A 19,508-nucleotide genomic window follows, 5' to 3' on the forward strand; every position below is an offset into this window, starting at 1 on the left:
AAATGAAATAGCATTTCATAAAAATGAAAGCAAACCAAATTTGGTTTGCTTATCACTACTATCCTTTTTTCTTCATGCCATAGATAAATGCCGTAGCAAGTAATCCAGAAATCATAAATCCAGCAGCCTTTAAATCATCACCTGTCTTGATTGCTACCTCATTTTTGTTTTCATTATCTTGTTTAGAATCGTTTTGATCAACTAATTCCTTTTTAGCATCTTCAATATCAATAGTTGAGAGCATCACCACACCACCAGATGGTAAAGAAACTTCATATCCTTCTTCAAGATTGACATTTTCAAGTACCTTACTAGCGACTGGATAACCATTACTATCGACCTTACGATCATTATCAAAATAGTCATATTTGAATAATTTTAAGTTATTAGCATTAAGATTTTTAACATCAATGGTTACTTCTTTGGGACTGTTTGAATCGTTGACAATCATATATGTCATTTGACCATCTTTTTCCATCCCAACTGTTCGAAGACCATTTAATTCTTTATTTGCTGTTGAACCAATGATCTTGCTATTACGTGGGAATAGATTTGCCATTAATGACCAAGTATAAAAGAATGGTCGTATCTCTTCTTCTGGTTGATTAAAAACTCGTCCAGCAACAGAATTCCAAAATCCCCACTGTTTTAAAGAACGAATATCTGTAATGGGAAATCCATTTTGCTGATCATGCATAGCATCATCTAAATCCCAAATTGCTAAACCAGAAAAACCACCACGCATAACTTGACTTGCGGCATCAGCCATAATAACTCCATAACTAAATTCTTTAGTATATGGTTGTGAATCCCCATCACTTTTGCCAGTAACCATTCCGATTTCAGTCATATAAAAGTCTTTTCCCGTCACACAACTGCGTTGTTCCGCTACCATTTCTTCAATAGTACCATTTGTAATTTCATCAATTGTTGGATACATATGAGTATCATATAGCCCTATTTTAGCACCTAAATCTTGATTTGAATTAATCTCTTTTAACCAAGTATTATCACTATCCCATACAGTATCAGGTCCCGTAATTTTTATTTTTTCATTTAATCCATATTTATCTAATTCAGTATGAAGATAATTAATTCCTGTTTGCCATTTATCAAAATCACCGCAATATGACCAATCACTATTAGCTTCATTTACATAGTTAAAATATTTAATACATGTATAACCTTTTTGGTTAATTAAATAATCTAAAAATCCGCCAATAATGCTTGCCCAGCGTGGATCATCAACAGTAATTCCTTCGAATTCACCACCAAAACGACCTGGTGTCTCCCATTCACCTAAAACTACTTCAATATCTCTACTTTCTAAATAATCTAATTCTCTAATCAATGCCTGATTTGCCAAACTATCAAAATCATAAATAGGATTTCCCTCATCATCAAAACCTTCGCAATATGTATTAGCGTAGATCATGCATCTAACAAAAGCTGGATTTAAGAAATCTACCCGCTTAGTCACTGTTTGCCACTCTTCATCAGTTAAAGGGTGAACAACATAAGGATCCCATTGAACACCTAAACCTTTAAAATTATTAACTAAAACATCATTTCCATCAAAAGTCACATTAGTCGTTTGTAATTCACCAGTTCCTGCACCAGAACCAATTTTCTCTATCTTGATATTATCAAAATATAAAGTTTCTCCAGCCAAGCTGTCACAATGTTCATTGGGACCTAAATTAAACTGGATCTTAGCATTTTTTTGAGTCCCTAATAAATTATCAGCATTAATCTCAAACTCAAAATTATATGTTTGAACATCTTTTGTGAAATCAACCATTGTTTCTGGGTAATATTTTGTTGCGTAATCACCAGTATCCTCAACATCAAAGTAAATAGTCCCAGCTTTACTGCCTTTTAAATCATAAGATAAACGATAGATTCCATTATCTAAAAGAATATCTCCTTGAAACAATTGACAATCCCAATAGTTACTGCCATTTGAGTTTGGAAAAGTTACTTCTAATTGTTGATTTACTGCATTGATCTTCAAATTTGAACCATTACTGTTATACGTATTCCAGCCACTTGTTGTATTTGTCTCAAAATCACCATTTACAACATATTCATCACCTAAATCATTAACTTCCTCTATACGAACATTTCTAATATTAATAGTCTCATCCTTGAAATTACTAATTCCATCTCCTTCATTTAATAAAAATACAATTGAAACATCATCATTATCTTTTTTTATAAAATTAAAACTGTACTCTTTACTCGTAGTAGTTAAATCAAAATTCTGTTTATCTAAATATTTGACATTATAATCTGCTGATTTTTCAATATCAATACCAATTGTTCCAGCTTTTGAAGCTTTAGCATCAAAAACTATTTTATAAATCTTATTTCCACTTAATACTAAATTCTCCTTTTTTAAAGATAAAGCCCACCAATAGTTTTCTTGATTAATACTAGTAACTTTAACCTTAAGATCATTTGGCTCACCTGACAATTTACCGTTCGCTCCATCTCCTTCATTTAAATACCAATCACCTGCTTTTTGGATTTCAATATCGCCAATTTCAATAATTGTAACATTAGAAAGCTTGATTATTTGATTACTAAAATCACTGATTCCATCGCCTTTAGCAAGATGATAAACTAAAGTGACAGCATCATCGTCTTTCTTTTCAAAATCAAATGTATATGTTTTCTTTTGATTACTAATCGCTATCATTTGACGATCTAAGTATTTTTTATTATAATCGCTTGTGCTTTCAATATCCAAACTAATATCTCCACTCATTGATGCCTCTACGTCAAATGATAACTGATATTTTTTATTTGCTGATAAGGCAATATTATCCTGCTTGAGTGTTAAGGACCACCAATAGTCATCACTATTGACCTTTTCAATCTGTACCTTTAAAGAATGATTATCACTCGACATCATTGCTAACGAACCATCACTTTGATTCATACTCCAATAATTAGTTCCTTGACTAAAATCACCATTTGATACCAAATTAGTTGCTTTTGCATAAGTCCCAACGATCAAAGTACTCAACAAAACCAACATACTTAATACCACTATACTAACCTGTTTAACTCTATGTACCATTGCTCTTCCCTCCATTTATTTCTATATTCAAATTTTAACAAGAAATAAACTTAAAACAATCTTCCAAAGTCATTTAGGTACTGCGTTTCAGCATTTCATATCTATGAAACGTATTTCTTGAAATGACTTTTCAGTACAAAAAAAGGATATGTTTCCATATCCTTAAAATTATTTTACATAGTGAGTATTTTCTAACATGACACCACAACCATTTGCTACACAGTTTAAAGCGTCATCAGCTACAAATACTGGTACCCCAAGCTCATTTTCTAATAAATGATCTAATCCTGTTAATAAAGCGCCTCCACCTGTTAAGAAGATACCACGTGACATAATATCAGCAGCTAATTCTGGAGGTGTTTGTTCTAAGACATGCTTAGTTTCTCTAACGATTGTTTGGCAAGTTTCACGTAATGCTAATTCTGTTTCATCAGCTGTAAGAGTGATTGTATGAGGTAATCCTGTAACTAAGTCACGTCCTCTAACTTCAAATGTTTCTTCGCTGATTCCTTTGATTGCAATTCCAATTTCCATTTTGATTTGTTCAGCAGTGCGATCACCAATCAATAACTTATATTTATCTTTAACAAATTTAATAATATCTTCATCCATTACATCACCAGCAACTTTTAAAGAACTGCTAGTAACAATATCACCTAATGATAATACTGCGATGTCAGTAGTTCCCCCACCGATATCGATTACCATATTTCCTGTTGGTTTAGAGATTTCAAGCCCTGCTCCAACTGCAGCTACTTTTGGTTCTTCTTCAATAAAAACACGTTTAGCCCCGCATCTTTCAGCCACATCTTTGATTGCACTTTTTTCAATTGATGTAATATTTGATGGACAACAAATTAAGATCGTTGGTCTTGAAAAAATCCCTTTCAAGTTTAATTTATTAATAAAATGAGTAATTAAGATTTCAGTAATTCTAAAATCAGCAATAACTCCATCTTTTAATGGACGGATTGCTTTTACTCTTCCTGGTGTTTTTCCTAACATATCTTTAGCTTCTTGACCCACAGCTAAAGGTTTTTTTGTTTCATCATCTATCGCTACTACAGAAGGTTCATTTACAACAATACCTTCACCTTTGACATAAATTAAAATATTTGCAGTACCTAAATCGATACCAATTTCTTTTGATAATGCCATCATTCGTCCTCCTTATTTTTTCTTAACTATTGTACCATGAATTTAGATATTTACAAGGCAAAAAACCAAATAGCGATAATTTTTTTAATTATCACTATTTGGTTGATTATACCGCTATTTTTGAGACCTCTTGATTAAAATATTTTTCGGGGTTTAATGCTTGATTGTCCTTCTCTAAAATAAAGTGTAAGTGGTTCTTTAATTCAGATTCATAGACGTTTTCACCACTAGTTCCAATCTTATCACCCTGTTTAATCACCGCATCTTTTTCAACATTTACTTCACTTAAAGATTGGTAAGTTGCAGAGACACCAGTTTCGTTAGTTACCGTTACAATCCAACCTAACAGTGCATCATTATCTTTCTTAGTTACTGTTCCCGAAAAGGCCGCAGTTACTTCAAAAGCTTTATTGTCTTTTGAAAAATCAATACCTAGATTAGGGCGATAAACACCTTCAAAATAAACTAATGCTTTTTCTAATTCTTCATCACTTAAACTTGAATCATAAAATTTTTTTACGATTTTAATGTCATCACCAACCGGCTTTACCATTTTTTCTGCTGGTGCTTGGGGATCCTCTTTGTCAGTATCTTTATCTTTATTATCTTCCACTTTTACAACCGCAGTGTCTTTAAGCGGACGATATTGATTTACGACTAACTGAATTACCCCTACTCCGACTAAAAATAACATCACTACCGTTGTAAAGACTAAAACCCGTCGATTTCTTTTCATAAATAGTTTCATTGTTTCACCTCATTTGTAGTGTTTCCACTAAAATCAGGTTTATACTAATTATTTACAATTTCAACATTTGTATAAAAATGATTTAAAATTTCTTTATAACTAGCTCCCTCGAGAGCCATTCCCTGAGCACCGTATTGACTCATCCCAACTCCATGACCGCTACCGAGTGTATTAAATGTATATTTACCATTTTCATATTTAATCGTAAAACAACTTGAAGCTAATCCAAGAATCTCGCGAACTTTGCGTCCGCTATAATTTTTCCCACCAACACTAAGGGTTCCAACACGTCCACTTTTTTTATACGCAATAATATTAAAGTCTAAGCTATCACAATTAAATTTTTCTTTTAGTTCTTGTTTAGTAAAAGTTTTTGACCGACTATTAGTTGGATCAATCGATAAATCCCAATGACAGTCAACACTTCGCAAATAAGGCAAAGCACTCGAATCAAAATAATCTTCTACATTTTCAGTATAGCCATTACTTGAAGAAAAAAACATTGCCGTAATATATTTTCCCTCATATTTCATTACTTCATCGTTAGTATCATTGATAGCCGCAACAATTTTTTGATGATACTCATCATACTTATCACCCCAGTTTTCCCGCATTTTATCCTCAGTCAAATAAACTTGACTATTAGTAGTATTATCAACGCTTAAATTGCGATTGTAAACAAAAGTCCGACTCGCGACAACTTGCGCTTTTAATGCTTCTGTTTCAAATTTTGCCGGCATTTCTCCTGCAACGACTCCTAAAAGATAATCATCTAAATCGATATAATTAACGTTATTATCAATTGTTACTGCTACTTGAACTGCTTTTTCCTCTTTTTCTTCTTTTTTTTCTTTAGTCTCTGTACCTTTGATTGTTTCATCTTTTTTTACCCCAACATTAATTGATAAAAAGATTACTGCAATTAAAAAAACGACTCCCAATTTAACACTTATCTCTTTCATATAATTACCTCACATAATTATATGGAAGAGATTTAAAAATATGTTAAAAATGAATCGTTGTAAATTCTAAAATAAAAGAACCTAATAAATATCCTAAACATAATGAAGCAATTAAAAAGAATAAATAAAATTCTCTTACCTTTGCTTTACGAATTACATTATCAAAATTAAAACAACTTAAAGACCACATTGACAGCATCACCGAAACTACATAAACAATCATTTTAATAACTTGATATGACATTATCCTTCACCTCGATCATGATTACCATTATTACAAACTCTGACATTTACACCGTGTTTAACTGGTGAAAAGATAAATCCTATAATTACACCACTTAAAAAGCCACAAAAAATCTTTAATTTTACATTCATATTATCACCTAACCTTGGATATAGTATACCATGATTTTTACAATCATGATATAATCAAATGTATCTATATAAGGAGGAAATAAAATGGAATATTATAGTTTACCACAAACCAATTTAAAGGTTTCAAAAGTAGCGCTTGGTTGTATGCGCATCGCATCAAAAACTCCCGAAGAAGTTGAAAACCTGGTATTAGAATCATTAAAAGCTGGTATTAACTTCTTTGATCATGCTGATATTTATGGTGGTGGAAAATCAGAAGAATTATTCGGTAAAGTATTACAAAAACATCCTGAATTAAGAAAAGAAATGATTATTCAATCAAAATGCGGGATTCGCCCTGGAATTTGTTTTGATTTTTCTAAAGAGTATATTTTAGCAAGTGTCGATAATATCTTATCAAGATTGCAGACAGATTACTTAGATATTTTATTACTACATCGTCCAGATGCCCTAATGGACCCTCAAGAAGTTAGTGAAGCTTTCGATGAATTATATCAAGCAGGAAAAGTAAGATATTTTGGTGTTTCAAACCAAAATCCCGGTCAGATCGAGTTACTAAAAAAATATTGTAAACAGCCAATCATTATTAATCAATTACAATTTGGTCCGGCACACGCTCAAATGATCGATAGCGGTATCTATGCCAATATGGATGAAGGAATTGACCATGATGGCGATATTTTAAACTACTGCCGATTAAATGACATTACGATTCAGCCATGGTCAACGATACGATCTTCATTAAGCGAAGATACTTTTATTGATAACCCTAAATATCCTAAACTAAACGAACAGCTAGATAAACTTGCTGATAAGTATAACGTTTCAAAGGTAGCAATTGTAACAGCCTGGATCTTGCGTCACCCGGCACAGATGCAGCCAATTGCCGGAACAACTAGTATAAAAAATATGCTTGATACTATTAAAGGAGTTGAGGTTAAATTAACTCGTGAAGAATGGTATGCTATTTATACTGCAGAGGATAAACCTTTACCATAATGGATTTACGATTAAGACCTTACCAGCTAAGTGATCAATCTGCCTTAGCCGCTTTGGCAAACAACCCTCAAGTTTCTGCAAACTTAAAAGATATTTTTCCTTATCCTTATACACCACAAGACGCTCAAAATTATTTAAACTTTATTACTCAAAACAGTAATAATAACCTAATCGAATATGCTATTATTGTCGACGGATTATTCGCAGGAGCAATTTCTATTACTTTTGGTGAAGACATTTATAGCCACCTAGCTGAAATTGGTTATTGGCTTGGAGAGCCTTATTGGCATCAAGGTATAATGAAAAAAGCAGTAAAAATGATTATTAAATATATATTTGATAATTACGATACTAAGATTATTAAAGCAGAGATTTTCAGTCGTAATATCGGCAGTAGAAAAGTTCTGCTTGCAAATAATTTCGAATACCTCGTAACATTAAAAAAACACGCTTACAAACGTGGTGAATTTTTAGACCTCGAGCTTTTTGAATTAACACGTGATAAATATCAAGATAATCAATTGTAACAGATTGGTTATCTTTTTTATTTTTGTGCATATATTAAAGCAGGTGATAAAATGGATAATACCGTAATTAAAAATTTAATTTATAATCAGCTTTTTGCTGCAGCAAATTATGATCTGATTGCAACAATCGCTCCCGATGATCCAACTAAAACACGTATTTTGAATTTTTCCGCCGATTGTAAAAATAATGCCAATATGCTCGATCGTATTTATCAAGAAGAAAATACTTCCAGCTATCATCCAATTGTTCAAAAACCACAATTTCATGGCAGTTTTATTGAATCTATTCATTGGATGTTAAATTATGAAGGAGACTCATTTAGATTATTCCATATTAATTCATTCTATGATGTCTACACAACAGCCCAACGGCAACTATTGACATATATTGCAGGAATTTTAAATGATCACGCTATCGGCTTGACTCACATATCACTAACAAAATAATGTTAGTGATATTTTTAATTTAAACTGTATTATCTATTGTAATACAGTTATCTCTGTGCTATTATCTAACTGTACTATAAACAATGATACAGTTAGGAGAAATATATGAATATATTAAGTGTAAAAAATTTGTCTAAAATATATGGAGATGAAAATAACCATGTCATTGCCCTTGATAATGTCTCTTTTGATGTTGAAATAGGTGAATTCATCGCTATTATTGGTGCTAGTGGCAGTGGAAAAAGTACCCTATTGCATCAAATCGGTGGTGTTGATCATCCAAGCAGCGGTAAAGTAATTATTAATAATACTGATATTTATACACTCAACGAAAATGATTTAGCTATTTTTAGGCGTAATGAGATTGGCTTAATTTATCAGTTTTATAATTTGATTCCCGTTTTAAATGTTAAAGAAAACATAACCCTTCCCTTACAGTTAGCACACCAAAAAGTTGATCAGAAACGATTTAATACCCTTATCGAACAACTTGGCTTAAGCAATCGTCTCAAACATTTGCCCAATCAACTATCCGGCGGTCAACAACAAAGAGTTTCAATCGCTCGGGCTTTAATTAATCAACCTTCATTAGTTCTTGCTGACGAGCCAACCGGCAATCTAGATAGTAAAAACAGTGATGAAATCATACGTCTTTTAAAAGAAGCAAATGAAAAATATCATCAAACAATCATTATTATTACACATGATAATAATATCGCTAAACTTGCCAACCGAGTAATCACTATCAAAGATGGCAAAATAATCAGTGATTTAAAGCGAGGTGGCTAAGATGCATATTATTAATAAACTTACTCTAAAACAATTATTAGCCAACAAAAAAAGAACCGTTGTAACCATTGTCGGAATCATCATATCAGTCGCAATGTTTACCGCAGTAACTACATTCGTAACCTCATTTATGGAAATGATGCGCCTTGAGGTATCTAGTTATGATGGAAGCTGGCATGTTGCTTATGATAACCTCACCTCACAACAGATCGACAGCTTAAAAAATGATGATGCATATCAAAATAGTGTCTTGTTCCAAAAAATTGATACTTTATTAATTGATGAAAACAATCCTATTTTCATTGAACTAAATCAATTAGACAATTACTCCAAAGAAATAAAACTACTGAAAGGAAACTATCCAGCAAATAGTAATGAAATCATTATTTCAAAGTATTATCAAACTCAAAATGGTGTAAAGGTCGGTGACGAAATTACTGTTAAAACTGGAGCAACACAAATTTCTGATAAATTTATTGAAACCGAACAACTAGAATCTACTGCTGCCCTACCAGTCAAAACATTTAAAGTTGTCGGTATTTATCAATCTACTTACCTCGATCAAGCATCGTATTATAATTCCTTTTATACCGCTAACAGCAGTAGCATTATAAGCAGCAAAATGTATTTAACCCTTAATCATGTCGACAATGATATTTTTGATAACGGCTCAAATACCGCACAATCATTAGGAATAGACAGTGGAGATATTAGTTATCATCAAAATCTTCTTTATTATTACGGAATCAGTAATAATGATGGTTTTAACCAAGCAATGATGACAGCCGTTGGCATTGTTGTTGTCATTATCATGATTGGTTCTATTGGTTTGATTTATAATGCTTTTGCAATTTCCTTAAATGAACGCAGTCGTTATCTTGGAACTTTATCAAGTATCGGAGCAACAAAACGACAAAAAAAACAATCTGTTTATTTTGAAGGCTTAGTAGTTGGCATTATTGCTATTATATTAGGTGTGATAGCAGGAGTTGGAGGAATGGCTGTTACCTTTAAAGTCATCAATCCAATCTTAGCTAATCTTGGACAAGAAATCGGATTTCCTTTAGCAATTTCATTTAAAGGTATCTTGATAGCTGTTATTTGCGCAATTATCACAATTTTTATCTCCAGTATTATCCCAGCTTATCACGCTAGTAAGATTTCGCCGATTGCAGCAATCACTAATCAACAAGATACTAAAATCAAGGTGCGAAATATTAAAACAAGTTTCCTTACTCGCCGAATATTTGGCTTTGAAGGTGATTTAGCGATGAAAAATATTAAGCGTAATAAAAACCGTTATCGAATCACCCTATTTTCATTAATCATTAGTTCTATCCTCTTTTTAACCGCTTCTGGATTTACTTATTATCTTAAAGAATCATATGATATGACTTCAATCAATATCAACTATGATGGCTATATTAATATCAATTCACAAAATCAAGAACTGATTAACGAATTAGCCCATCTAAAAAATACGACTCAAATTGCTGTTGCTAAAGAAACATCATTAAATTTAGAAACTAGTTTAGATAATATTAATCCTGAATTATTATCATTTCTAACAGAAAATGAACAAAACTATGGAAATACTTATTTCCTTGATCTTAATTTAGTTACTTATAATCAAGAATATTTAGATAGTATCCCTAATTTAAATAAAGAACTTCAAAATCAAATTCTAATCAACAAAGAAAATAATATTAAATTAAATCGGAAGTATAAGCAAACTGATATCTTAAAAGAAAATCTTGATCACTTAATCGGAACTACATTTAATAACAATGGTGATGAAATTGAAATTACTTTAAATAAAATTAAATATACTAATCAGTATTTACTTGGGCAAACTCCTCACGAAACTCACTACTCACTAAATCTTTTAGTCAGCAATGATACTTTTAACCAATTAATTAATCAGTATCAATTAAACTCAAATAATACTAATATTTATTATACGAGTAATAATAATGAAGCAGTTTTAAAAGAAATCAAAGAAATTACCGATAATTATCCTGAAGAATCACTATACAGCTTTAACCTAAGTGAAGATATCAAGCAGGCAAACCAGCTTATTTTAATCATTAACATCTTCACATATGGCTTTATCATTTTAATCGGTTTAATCAGTATCGCAAACATCATCAATACGATTTCTACTAGTATGGCATTAAGAACAAAAGAATTTTCAATGTTAAAATCTATCGGAATGACACCAAGAGCATTTAATAAGATGATTTATTTTGAAAGTCTATTCTATGGCATTAAAACTCTAATTTACAGTTTGCCTCTAGGCTTTATCATCATGTACTTTTTATATGAAAATCTAGCTGCAATATTTGAGCGGTCATTCAGTGTTCCAATCAATAGTTTTATCATTATAACTATTGCAATTTTTGTAATTGTTTTTACCACCCTTGCTTTCAGCAGTCAAAAAATTAAGAAATTAAATATCATTGACGGTTTAAAAAATGATAATAACTAATTAATTGTTAAAAGAACCTAGTTCAATTTTATGTTAGGTTCTTTTTCTTTTATCAGTTATTTTTTAAACAAAATAAAAATCCAAGATAAATATCCTGGACTAACTTACAAATGGTGACCTGTACGGGATTCGAACCCGTGAATGCATGCGTGAAAGGCATGTGAGTTAACCGTTTCTCCAACAGGCCATGGCGCTTGAAGTAGGACTCGAACCTACGACCGATCGGTTAACAGCCGATTGCTCTACCAACTGAGCTATTCAAGCAATGGAGCGGGTGATGGGAATCGAACCCACGTAGTCAGCTTGGAAGGCTGAAGTTCTACCATTGAACTACACCCGCATTGTCTTCTTAGCAGAGGTCCTAACGACTACTGCTTGTCTATAATAACATTAATAAAATATGATTGCAAGTAATTTTTAAAAAAATTCGCAATTTTTTTGTTTCTTTTCTTGTTTGCCTTTGTTAAGAAAAAAACCACCGATATGCTCACAGTTCATTGCATTTCGGTAGTTTCATTATTCGTATCATTCGTTCCTTCTTGATCAGAAGTATTTCCATTCGAAGTATTATCTTCAACTGGAGGTTCATCAGTACCAGCATCATCGCTTTGTTGATTATCCTTTTTTTTAGTATCATTCTTATTTTCTTTTTGCTTAGTAGAATTATTTTCTTTCTTGGAATCATCTAACTGCTCTTGCAAATTATCAATCTGCTTTTGTTGATCTATGTAATATTCATAAGCAAAATAACCGCCAACACATGCTCCGGTAATAATAAGCAAGATCAATAATGATAAAATAAAAGTTGAAAACTTAGAACGTCCTTGTTTTTCCTTTTTCACTTTAGTTTTAGTCTTTGTTTTTCGCTTTGTTTTTGTTACTTTCTTTTTCTTAGTTTTTGGACGACGTTGCTTTTTATTTCCCGTCTCCTCCACCGCTTCATCTTGTTCTGGCTCATCTATATCTAACTCCTCTAAATCATCATCAAACTCAAATCTTTTTGTCACTTATATCACCTCACGTATAAATATTATACACTGATGTGAATTCAATATAAACTTTTATCATTTTCCTTTATTTTACATATTCTTCTAAACACACACCCAGCTCATTTATTTTTTTAGCGTGTTCTTTCCCAACATAACGATAATGCCATGGTTCATACCCTACCCCTGTAATACTATTTTTATTAGTCGGATAGCGCAAAACAAACCCATACTTCCAACTATTTTGGATTAGCCATTGTTGTTCAACTGTGTTTTCCTGGCTACGATCAAGGCGCTGATTTTTTGTTGAAACAATATCTACTGCTAAACCTAACTGATGTTCACTAGTTCCCGGTCTTGCCACCCAAAAAGCTGCTTTATCGCTAGCTTCCACCTTTGAATATCCCTGACTTAAATATTCACTTACTTTATTTTGATAAAGTTGTTCTTGCTTCTCATTTGTCCGATAGGAAGAACAAATCAATGGATTTAATCCCTCACTTTTAGCCGCTTGTAACATTGCTATTAAATCATCGTAAATTCGCCGATCGACTGATTGCCCATTATTCAATTGCACTAAATCAACTTTCCAATCTTTAGGTATCGTATTTTCAAAATTAACCAATGTTAATAATTCATCTTTAACCACACTATTAGCCGATTTATTTTGGTTAGTTTTAACCTTATTAGCAGCTATCAGCTGATTATTACTTTGATTAACTTGATCGTTAACTAAAATAAATAAACTCATAACCAACCCAATCATCAACAAAGTAACTACTAACACTTTCATTTTATTAATCTGTTTCACTTCACCTTACCCCTTTCAATAAAAAAACATCTCTTTTACACTTTCAAGTGTATAAAAGAGATGCATAGAAACATCACCAAAGAAGCATCAAAGTTGTATCAATAAATATCATTATAACTAGAAACACTTACTGAATCGGTGCGATTATCAATTATTCCGAATAAATACTTATAAGTTTCTTGTTCAGTCAAACCAAGATATGCTGTTCCAAAAGTATAAATCACTTCATAATTTCTTGCTATATATTTTTTATTATAATAATTATATTGATATATTAAGTGCGTATCAACATCTATAGTGGCATTAAAGATTCCTTCTTCATTCGTAAAATTCACCTGATAAACACTGACACTTTTACTAGAATCAATCACATTACTATAGCGTCTTAATGTATAATTATAACACACATAATTTCCGTCAAAATTAAAATCAGTTAAAATACCAAGATTCTTCAATATAACTAATTGCTCATTAATGATCGTTCGGATTCTCGTAATATTTTCATCACTCATATCTTGAACTTGTGTCGTAGTAATAATATTTTTTTCCTTATTTTCATAGTCACCAATCAACTCTAATTTTTCAGCGATCGTCAACTTACTTGTTTGAATTTCATTATTATCACTTTTTATTTTTTCGACCTGAAGATGCTCAATTAATTTATCATCTTGTATTTTAGAAACTGTTAACGGAACTAACGGAATGATGATCAACAGAATTATTGCAGCTGCAAATTTAATAATATTTTTACTATACCTCATCAACTTTCACTCCTTCTAAAACAACGGTTACAGTAGTTCCCTGTCCCAAAACACTTTCAAAATTAATTGATGCATGATGCAGTTCAATAATCTGTTCACATATCGCTAAACCTAACCCAGCCCCGCCAGCACTTCGTGAACGTGATTTATCAACCATGTAAAATGCTTCTTTAATTTTACTCAATTCCGTTGCTGCAATACCACAACCATTATCTTTGACAACAAACTGATACCCTGTTGCCAATCCCTTTCCTCTTAAATATACTTTACCGTTTTGTCCAACTGCTTTACGGGCATTATCAAGTAAATTTAAACACACTGTCTTCATTAAATCTGGTTCAATATACAATTTTCCAGGCTCAATTTCAATAATAAACTCAATTTGCTGCTCTTTCATCAATAAATCTACAGTATCTACAATTCCTTGAAAAAATGTCTCAGCTGTAACCCAATACATTTTAAAATCCTGTTTTTTCAAAACAATCAATTCAAGCAGTTTCATTGACATTGCCTCAAGACGTCTTCCTTCTTCAACAATCAAATTAGAATAGCCAATAACTTCTTCTTCATTCAAACGTTTCGAACGTAACATATCACCATAACCAATGATCGACGTCAGAGGTGTTTTTAATTCATGGGCAAAATTTCCGACAAATACTTCTTGACGTTCAACCGCTTCATGCAGTTCTTTCATCGTTGTACTCAAACGCTCAGTCATAGTATTAAAATCTTTTGTTAACTGACCGATCTCATCCTCACTGCTAACTACTACAGGAACAATCAAATGTCCATCAGCCACCCCTTTAGTAGCTTTAGACAGCTTTTTGATTGGGCTAACCAACCATCTAGTTACAGCAAAAATAACTGCTCCACTAGCTAATAATAATATAATCGTATAATAAAACAGTGTTCCAAATTGATTTTCACGATTTAAAAAAAGTTCAGAAATATCTCGCGCATTTTCAAAATACAACTTAGTCCCATTCAAAGAAAAGATTCGAAGAGATTGTAACTTATAATGCTCCTTATCTTTTTGAACAATATACCCCCGCTCATTTTGAGATATTTTATCAAACAATTTATGGTCATCATTAAAAGTATCATTTTGATATACTACATCTCCATTTTCCGCTCGAATACAAAACGAAACATTACCATTAAATGTCTCAACTGTCATATTAGAAACTAAGTTTTTAAGCAAATCAAGCCGTTCTTGAAAAGTTCCGCCTTTTATCGTAAGTTCCTCTAGATGCGGGAGCAATTCTAAAGTTAACGAATTAACTAAAATATCATTTTCTTGATAAACACCCTCCACTTCGCGTTCGAAGGAATTATCGAAGCTCGTTTGAATCAGCATATAGCCTCCCACACTAAAACAGGTGAGCGTTATTGCCATGATACTAAAATACAGCTTCCAAAAAAAATTCATCAATCTCCCTCCAAACGATAACCAACTTTGTAAACTGGTACGATTTTATCTTCCAATCCAAGCTTTTTTCGCATTCGCTGTACATGAAGATCAACAGTTCGGCTATCTCCCATATAATAATCACCCCATACCGCTTCATAAATTCGATCACGGAAAAGAGCAATATTTTTATTTTGAATAAACAACAGTAGCAAATCATATTCTTTTACTGTTAGGTTGATTACTTGATCATTTTTCTTCACTACTCGTGAAAGTGTATCTACACTAATATCATAAACACTTAAAACTGTTGATGTTTTATGATAACGGCGCAGTACCGTTTCTACCCGAGCAACTAATTCAATAATCTCAAAAGGCTTAACAATATAATCCTCAGCTCCCAGTTTCAATCCCTTAACCCGATCTTTTACATCACCTTTAGCCGTTAAAAAAATCACTGGAATTTCTAAAGGACGAATATATTCCATTAATTCATAGCCATTAATTTCTGGTAACATAATATCTAGTAAAATTAAATCAAATTGATTATACTCAATTAATTCAATTGCTCCTTTCCCATCATAAGCACATTTGCAGCTATATCCAGCATCTGATAAGTTAATCTTAATCAGTCTACAAATTGCCTGTTCGTCTTCAACGATCAAAATTTTATTCATAGTATCACCTCTATTACTTTCATCGTACATCAAAATTGCATCTTATTAGCATCATTTCACAAAAAAACACACTTACTAAGTAAGTGTGTTAACTCCATTATGGAGCGGGTGATGGGAATCGAACCCACGTAGTCAGCTTGGAAGGCTGAAGTTCTACCATTGAACTACACCCGCATTTCATTTTCGTTACTTATATATATTAACATTATCTCTATATGATCTGCAACACTTTTTTATAAAAAATATCATTTTTTTATTCGCAACCAGCTTTGCAACCAATAGTTCCTTAAAAGCAAAGTAGAGTTTGTAGTCTCTACAAACTAAATTAGCTATATTGTAGATAGGAGGAAATAATATGAAAAAAATCTTAGAAGTTAAAAATATTAATAAAAGCTACCAGCATAACAAGGCTATCAATAACTTATCTTTCAACGTCTATGATGGTGAGATTCTTGGCTTATTAGGGCCTAATGGTGCTGGTAAAAGTACCACAATCAATATTCTATCAACACTTTTAACCAGTGATACTGGCACCATTAACATATTTAACTTGCCCTTAACATCTCACTCTAATAAAATAAAAGCTCAACTCGGTATTGTCCCTCAAGAAATTGCATTATACGAAGATATTTCAGCCTATCATAATGTAGCCTTTTTCGCTTCATTATACGGTGTTAAAAAGAAAGATTTACCAAAACAAGTAATGAATGCCTTAACTTTTGTCGGCTTATCCGATAAAAAAAATGATGATCCTAGAACCTTTAGCGGTGGAATGAAACGACGTTTAAATATAGCCTGTGCAATTGCCCATAATCCTAAATTATTAATTCTAGATGAACCAACCGTAGGAATTGATCCACAATCACGAAATTATATTTTATCCTCATTAAAGGAGTTAAAAGAAAAAGGTACAACTATTATTTATACGACCCATTATATGGAAGAAGTTGAAGAAATCGCTGATCGAATCGTTATTATGGATAGAGGCACTAAGATCGCCGAAGGAACATTAAAAGAACTTTTAGCCAAATATAAAGACACTCTTATCTACACCATCTATGCTGATAATTTTCCAGCCGATCTAGCAATATCACTAAGTACTATCAATGGTGTTGAAGAGATCAAAACTAATGCAGATAATTTTAAAATCACAGTTTCTAAAAATTACGACGCATTAGATAAGATCATTATGCTTTTTGTTCACAAAAAATGTCATATTAATAAAATGGAAACAGAAGAAGGAAATTTAGAGATGGTATTTTTAGGTCTAACTGGGAAGAAGCTAAGGGATTGATCATGATAAAATTTTGGACTTTATTTAAACACGATCTATATAATCTTATTTCCAGCCCAGGTACCTTATCTGTTTTTCTTATTTTTCCTACAATCTTAATTTTATTAATGGGGTTTTTATTTGATAATTTATATCATACAACTATAATCAGTTCCTATGATTTTTACGGTGTAACAATGATATTTTTTATTGCGATGATGGGCGCTACTGTCCCTGCTAATGCTTTTCTAGAAAAGCATATCAAAAACGGAAATACCCGAATCTTTTACAGCCCTGTATCTCGCGTGTCGATCTACAGCTCAAAGATTCTCACATGTTTTTTATTCATGGCACTTGCCTTAACAATCAATATCATTATTTTTGATACGATATCATTGGTAAACTTCGGTAGTGATAAAATCGGATATGTAATTCTCTTAATAATAAACTTTGTTCTATTCCTTACAATATTAAGCAGTGCTATTTGTGTTACTCTTCATAGTGAAGAACTCACAAATATTATTTTATCAAACTCAATGTCTGTATTAGGCTTTCTATCTGGAATCTTTTTCCCAATCGCGAGTTTAGGTGCTATTTTTGAAAAGATTGCAAGTTTTTCACCAATCAAATGGACTGTCGATTGTATTTTTCAATTAATTTACGATGGACAAAGTACTAATTACTGGTGGATCATGTTTGCTCTTTTGACACTATCTTCACTTTTACTACTTGTTGTCCACAAAAACTATCGTCCAGAAGACTATATTTAGGAGGAAAAAGAATGTACAAACTCATAAAACTAATATTATATCGAATCAAGCACAACAAAGCATTTCTAATTACTTATCTTGTTTTGATTCCTATTATCATTGCACTTGCAATATACTTTACCAACTGCATTTCTCATACAATACAAATAGGAATCGTGGGAGATATAGACACATCTCAAAATTCTCAGATCAAATATACTTATCTAGATACTCTTCCTAGTACCTCCGAACTTGTCTTAAATCAATATGATGCCGTAATGGTCCAAGATGATAAAAATATTGATGTCTTATCCACTAAAGGTGAAACGTATAACCAAACTATCACCCTCTTAGTAAATGGTCAAATAAACAGCTTACCCGTTAATGATAATCAGCGTGGCAGTGCTTCAAATATATTAGGCTTCTTAATGATGGTGATACTTCTTCTTGGCGGACAAATTTATAAATATTACTTTGATGAACGAACTGGCATCAACAAACGCATCTTGAGTACTTCAGTAAGTTGTTATCAGTATTTATTGAGTCATTTTATTGTTGTTTATATTTTTCTTTTTATTCCTGCCACGATAATCATTTGCAGTGCTCTTTTTGTTTTTAAGATCACTTTATCGATTGCACTCTGGAAATTCATTTTAATCTTAGCACTTTTATGTTTCTTTGCAACTTCATTCGGTCTTTGGAGTAATGTCTTATCAAAATCTTTGGAAGAAAGTATGATGTTTGGAAATATGTTTGCAATTATTGGAACTATTGTCTCTGGCGGGATCACTCAAGTAACAAATAATGAAATTTTTAATTATGTTGTTCAATTTTTCCCTCAAAAACAAGTTATGACTACGCTTTCAGCTCTAGAAAACAAAAACGTTTTACCGACTTCAGGAATAATTTATTCCCTTTTACTTTCACTTGTTTTAATTATATCAGCAATTGTTATTGAAAAAAGAAAGCTGTCAGTTAGGTAATAATACAAAAAAACACACTTACTTAGTAAGTGTGTTAACTCCATTATGGAGCGGGTGATGGGAATCGAACCCACGTAGTCAGCTTGGAAGGCTGAAGTTCTACCATTGAACTACACCCGCAAAAATGGTGCCCAGGGCCGGAATCGAACCGGCACGGATTTTAAGGTCCGCAGGATTTTAAGTCCTGTGCGTCTACCAGTTTCGCCACCTGGGCGTGGCTATAAAAATTTAAATGGTGACCCGCAGGCGATTCGAACGCCTGACCCTCTGATTAAAAGTCAG

19 protein-coding genes and 6 tRNA genes are annotated in these 19,508 nt (G+C 32.2%); 8 read left to right on the top strand and 17 right to left on the bottom strand.

What is annotated here, in order from left to right:
• Window positions 1-58: 58 nt before the first annotated feature.
• The 6 genes from KSU54_RS06570 to KSU54_RS19135 all read right to left on the bottom strand — a co-directional run bounded on the left by KSU54_RS06570 (window position 59) and on the right by KSU54_RS19135 (window position 6,328).
• Window positions 59-3,085 (bottom strand): carbohydrate binding domain-containing protein, encoded by a 3,027-nt coding sequence (locus KSU54_RS06570; protein WP_117791991.1) that lies wholly within the window; start codon window positions 3,083-3,085, stop codon window positions 59-61.
• 168 nt (window positions 3,086-3,253) lie between these two features.
• Window positions 3,254-4,243, bottom strand: a complete 990-nt coding sequence (locus KSU54_RS06575) for a rod shape-determining protein (protein WP_003535789.1) — start codon at window positions 4,241-4,243, stop codon at window positions 3,254-3,256.
• A gap of 106 nt (window positions 4,244-4,349) precedes the next feature.
• Window positions 4,350-4,991 (bottom strand): M23 family metallopeptidase, encoded by a 642-nt coding sequence (locus KSU54_RS06580; protein ID WP_003535787.1) that lies wholly within the window; start codon window positions 4,989-4,991, stop codon window positions 4,350-4,352.
• Between the two features lie 44 nt (window positions 4,992-5,035).
• Window positions 5,036-5,953 carry a stage II sporulation protein D gene (gene spoIID, locus KSU54_RS06585; RefSeq protein ID WP_003535786.1) on the bottom strand — a complete coding sequence of 306 codons (918 nt, stop codon included), beginning with the start codon at window positions 5,951-5,953 and terminating at the stop codon, window positions 5,036-5,038.
• 43 nt (window positions 5,954-5,996) lie between these two features.
• Window positions 5,997-6,197 (bottom strand): DUF1146 domain-containing protein, encoded by a 201-nt coding sequence (locus tag KSU54_RS06590; RefSeq protein WP_003535784.1) that lies wholly within the window; start codon window positions 6,195-6,197, stop codon window positions 5,997-5,999.
• Entirely contained in the window at window positions 6,197-6,328 is a 132-nt protein-coding gene (locus KSU54_RS19135; protein WP_003535783.1) for a hypothetical protein, read from the bottom strand. Before KSU54_RS19135 ends, KSU54_RS06590 begins: the two co-directional genes overlap by 1 nt.
• A gap of 84 nt (window positions 6,329-6,412) precedes the next feature.
• Here KSU54_RS19135 and KSU54_RS06595 point away from each other — a divergent pair, with 84 nt between their 5' ends.
• From KSU54_RS06595 to KSU54_RS06615, 5 genes are all read left to right on the top strand, one after another.
• A complete protein-coding gene (locus KSU54_RS06595) occupies window positions 6,413-7,327 on the top strand; it encodes an aldo/keto reductase (RefSeq protein WP_003535782.1) in 915 nt (304 codons plus the stop codon).
• A complete protein-coding gene (locus KSU54_RS06600) occupies window positions 7,327-7,854 on the top strand; it encodes a GNAT family N-acetyltransferase (protein WP_003535781.1) in 528 nt (175 codons plus the stop codon). The genes KSU54_RS06595 and KSU54_RS06600 overlap by 1 nt, the downstream gene beginning before the upstream one ends.
• A gap of 51 nt (window positions 7,855-7,905) precedes the next feature.
• Window positions 7,906-8,301, top strand: coding sequence for a hypothetical protein (locus KSU54_RS06605; protein ID WP_003535780.1), 396 nt, complete (start codon window positions 7,906-7,908; stop codon window positions 8,299-8,301).
• A gap of 105 nt (window positions 8,302-8,406) precedes the next feature.
• Window positions 8,407-9,090, top strand: a complete 684-nt coding sequence (locus KSU54_RS06610; RefSeq protein WP_003535778.1) for an ABC transporter ATP-binding protein — start codon at window positions 8,407-8,409, stop codon at window positions 9,088-9,090.
• Window position 9,091: 1 nt separating this feature from the next.
• Window positions 9,092-11,578, top strand: a complete 2,487-nt coding sequence (locus KSU54_RS06615) for an ABC transporter permease (RefSeq protein WP_040434160.1) — start codon at window positions 9,092-9,094, stop codon at window positions 11,576-11,578.
• 111 nt (window positions 11,579-11,689) lie between these two features.
• Here KSU54_RS06615 and KSU54_RS06620 read toward each other — a convergent pair.
• The 9 genes from KSU54_RS06620 to KSU54_RS06660 form a co-directional block, all read right to left on the bottom strand.
• Window positions 11,690-11,765, bottom strand: a tRNA-Glu gene (locus KSU54_RS06620).
• Between the two features lies 1 nt (window position 11,766).
• A tRNA-Asn gene (locus KSU54_RS06625) sits at window positions 11,767-11,842 on the bottom strand.
• Between the two features lie 2 nt (window positions 11,843-11,844).
• Window positions 11,845-11,918, bottom strand: a tRNA-Gly gene (locus tag KSU54_RS06630).
• Between the two features lie 154 nt (window positions 11,919-12,072).
• Window positions 12,073-12,585: a hypothetical protein gene (locus KSU54_RS06635; RefSeq protein WP_003535775.1), complete on the bottom strand. Its 513-nt coding sequence runs from the start codon at window positions 12,583-12,585 to the stop codon at window positions 12,073-12,075.
• 67 nt (window positions 12,586-12,652) lie between these two features.
• A complete protein-coding gene (locus tag KSU54_RS06640; RefSeq protein ID WP_008791190.1) occupies window positions 12,653-13,375 on the bottom strand; it encodes a M15 family metallopeptidase in 723 nt (240 codons plus the stop codon).
• Window positions 13,376-13,473: 98 nt separating this feature from the next.
• Window positions 13,474-14,136, bottom strand: coding sequence for a hypothetical protein (locus tag KSU54_RS06645; protein ID WP_217746586.1), 663 nt, complete (start codon window positions 14,134-14,136; stop codon window positions 13,474-13,476).
• Window positions 14,126-15,565 (bottom strand): sensor histidine kinase, encoded by a 1,440-nt coding sequence (locus KSU54_RS06650; RefSeq protein ID WP_003535768.1) that lies wholly within the window; start codon window positions 15,563-15,565, stop codon window positions 14,126-14,128. The genes KSU54_RS06645 and KSU54_RS06650 overlap by 11 nt, the downstream gene beginning before the upstream one ends.
• The gene (locus tag KSU54_RS06655; RefSeq protein WP_008791188.1) at window positions 15,565-16,221 is read right to left on the bottom strand and encodes a response regulator transcription factor; all 657 of its coding nucleotides are present in this window, start codon (window positions 16,219-16,221) and stop codon (window positions 15,565-15,567) included. Before KSU54_RS06655 ends, KSU54_RS06650 begins: the two co-directional genes overlap by 1 nt.
• 100 nt (window positions 16,222-16,321) lie before the next feature.
• Window positions 16,322-16,395: transfer RNA gene (locus KSU54_RS06660), tRNA-Gly, on the bottom strand.
• A gap of 181 nt (window positions 16,396-16,576) precedes the next feature.
• Between KSU54_RS06660 and KSU54_RS06665 the strand changes: the two genes are divergently transcribed.
• The 3 genes from KSU54_RS06665 to KSU54_RS06675 are packed head-to-tail and all read left to right on the top strand — an operon-like array spanning window position 16,577 to window position 19,226.
• Entirely contained in the window at window positions 16,577-17,515 is a 939-nt protein-coding gene (locus tag KSU54_RS06665) for an ABC transporter ATP-binding protein (protein ID WP_003535766.1), read from the top strand.
• A gap of 2 nt (window positions 17,516-17,517) precedes the next feature.
• Complete coding sequence (locus tag KSU54_RS06670) at window positions 17,518-18,264, top strand: ABC transporter permease (RefSeq protein WP_003535765.1); 747 nt, start codon at window positions 17,518-17,520, stop codon at window positions 18,262-18,264.
• Between the two features lie 11 nt (window positions 18,265-18,275).
• Window positions 18,276-19,226, top strand: coding sequence for an ABC transporter permease (locus KSU54_RS06675; protein ID WP_003535761.1), 951 nt, complete (start codon window positions 18,276-18,278; stop codon window positions 19,224-19,226).
• 46 nt (window positions 19,227-19,272) lie between these two features.
• Here KSU54_RS06675 and KSU54_RS06680 read toward each other — a convergent pair.
• Together KSU54_RS06680 and KSU54_RS06685 are read right to left on the bottom strand one after the other, a co-directional pair.
• Window positions 19,273-19,346 (bottom strand) — tRNA-Gly (locus KSU54_RS06680).
• Between the two features lie 5 nt (window positions 19,347-19,351).
• Window positions 19,352-19,440, bottom strand: a tRNA-Leu gene (locus KSU54_RS06685).
• Between the last annotated feature and the right edge of the window lie 68 nt (window positions 19,441-19,508).

It is taken from the genome of Erysipelatoclostridium sp. MSK.23.31 (genome assembly GCF_019125875.1).
GTDB lineage: Bacteria > Bacillota_I > Bacilli_A > Erysipelotrichales > Coprobacillaceae > Thomasclavelia > Thomasclavelia ramosa.

What these genes read in the sequence shown, in the direction of transcription:
- KSU54_RS06570 (WP_117791991.1), bottom strand. Translation starts at nt 3,085, where the DNA reads ATGGTACATAGAGTTAAACAGGTTAGTATAGTGGTATTAAGTATGTTG.
- KSU54_RS06575 (WP_003535789.1), bottom strand. Translation starts at nt 4,243, where the DNA reads ATGGCATTATCAAAAGAAATTGGTATCGATTTAGGTACTGCAAATATT.
- KSU54_RS06580 (WP_003535787.1), bottom strand. Translation starts at nt 4,991, where the DNA reads ATGAAACTATTTATGAAAAGAAATCGACGGGTTTTAGTCTTTACAACG.
- spoIID (WP_003535786.1), bottom strand. Translation starts at nt 5,953, where the DNA reads ATGAAAGAGATAAGTGTTAAATTGGGAGTCGTTTTTTTAATTGCAGTA.
- KSU54_RS06590 (WP_003535784.1), bottom strand. Translation starts at nt 6,197, where the DNA reads ATGTCATATCAAGTTATTAAAATGATTGTTTATGTAGTTTCGGTGATG.
- KSU54_RS19135 (WP_003535783.1), bottom strand. Translation starts at nt 6,328, where the DNA reads ATGAATGTAAAATTAAAGATTTTTTGTGGCTTTTTAAGTGGTGTAATT.
- KSU54_RS06595 (WP_003535782.1), top strand. Translation starts at nt 6,413, where the DNA reads ATGGAATATTATAGTTTACCACAAACCAATTTAAAGGTTTCAAAAGTA.
- KSU54_RS06600 (WP_003535781.1), top strand. Translation starts at nt 7,327, where the DNA reads ATGGATTTACGATTAAGACCTTACCAGCTAAGTGATCAATCTGCCTTA.
- KSU54_RS06605 (WP_003535780.1), top strand. Translation starts at nt 7,906, where the DNA reads ATGGATAATACCGTAATTAAAAATTTAATTTATAATCAGCTTTTTGCT.
- KSU54_RS06610 (WP_003535778.1), top strand. Translation starts at nt 8,407, where the DNA reads ATGAATATATTAAGTGTAAAAAATTTGTCTAAAATATATGGAGATGAA.
- KSU54_RS06615 (WP_040434160.1), top strand. Translation starts at nt 9,092, where the DNA reads ATGCATATTATTAATAAACTTACTCTAAAACAATTATTAGCCAACAAA.
- KSU54_RS06645 (WP_217746586.1), bottom strand. Translation starts at nt 14,136, where the DNA reads ATGAGGTATAGTAAAAATATTATTAAATTTGCAGCTGCAATAATTCTG.
- KSU54_RS06650 (WP_003535768.1), bottom strand. Translation starts at nt 15,565, where the DNA reads ATGAATTTTTTTTGGAAGCTGTATTTTAGTATCATGGCAATAACGCTC.
- KSU54_RS06655 (WP_008791188.1), bottom strand. Translation starts at nt 16,221, where the DNA reads ATGAATAAAATTTTGATCGTTGAAGACGAACAGGCAATTTGTAGACTG.
- KSU54_RS06665 (WP_003535766.1), top strand. Translation starts at nt 16,577, where the DNA reads ATGAAAAAAATCTTAGAAGTTAAAAATATTAATAAAAGCTACCAGCAT.
- KSU54_RS06670 (WP_003535765.1), top strand. Translation starts at nt 17,518, where the DNA reads ATGATAAAATTTTGGACTTTATTTAAACACGATCTATATAATCTTATT.
- KSU54_RS06675 (WP_003535761.1), top strand. Translation starts at nt 18,276, where the DNA reads ATGTACAAACTCATAAAACTAATATTATATCGAATCAAGCACAACAAA.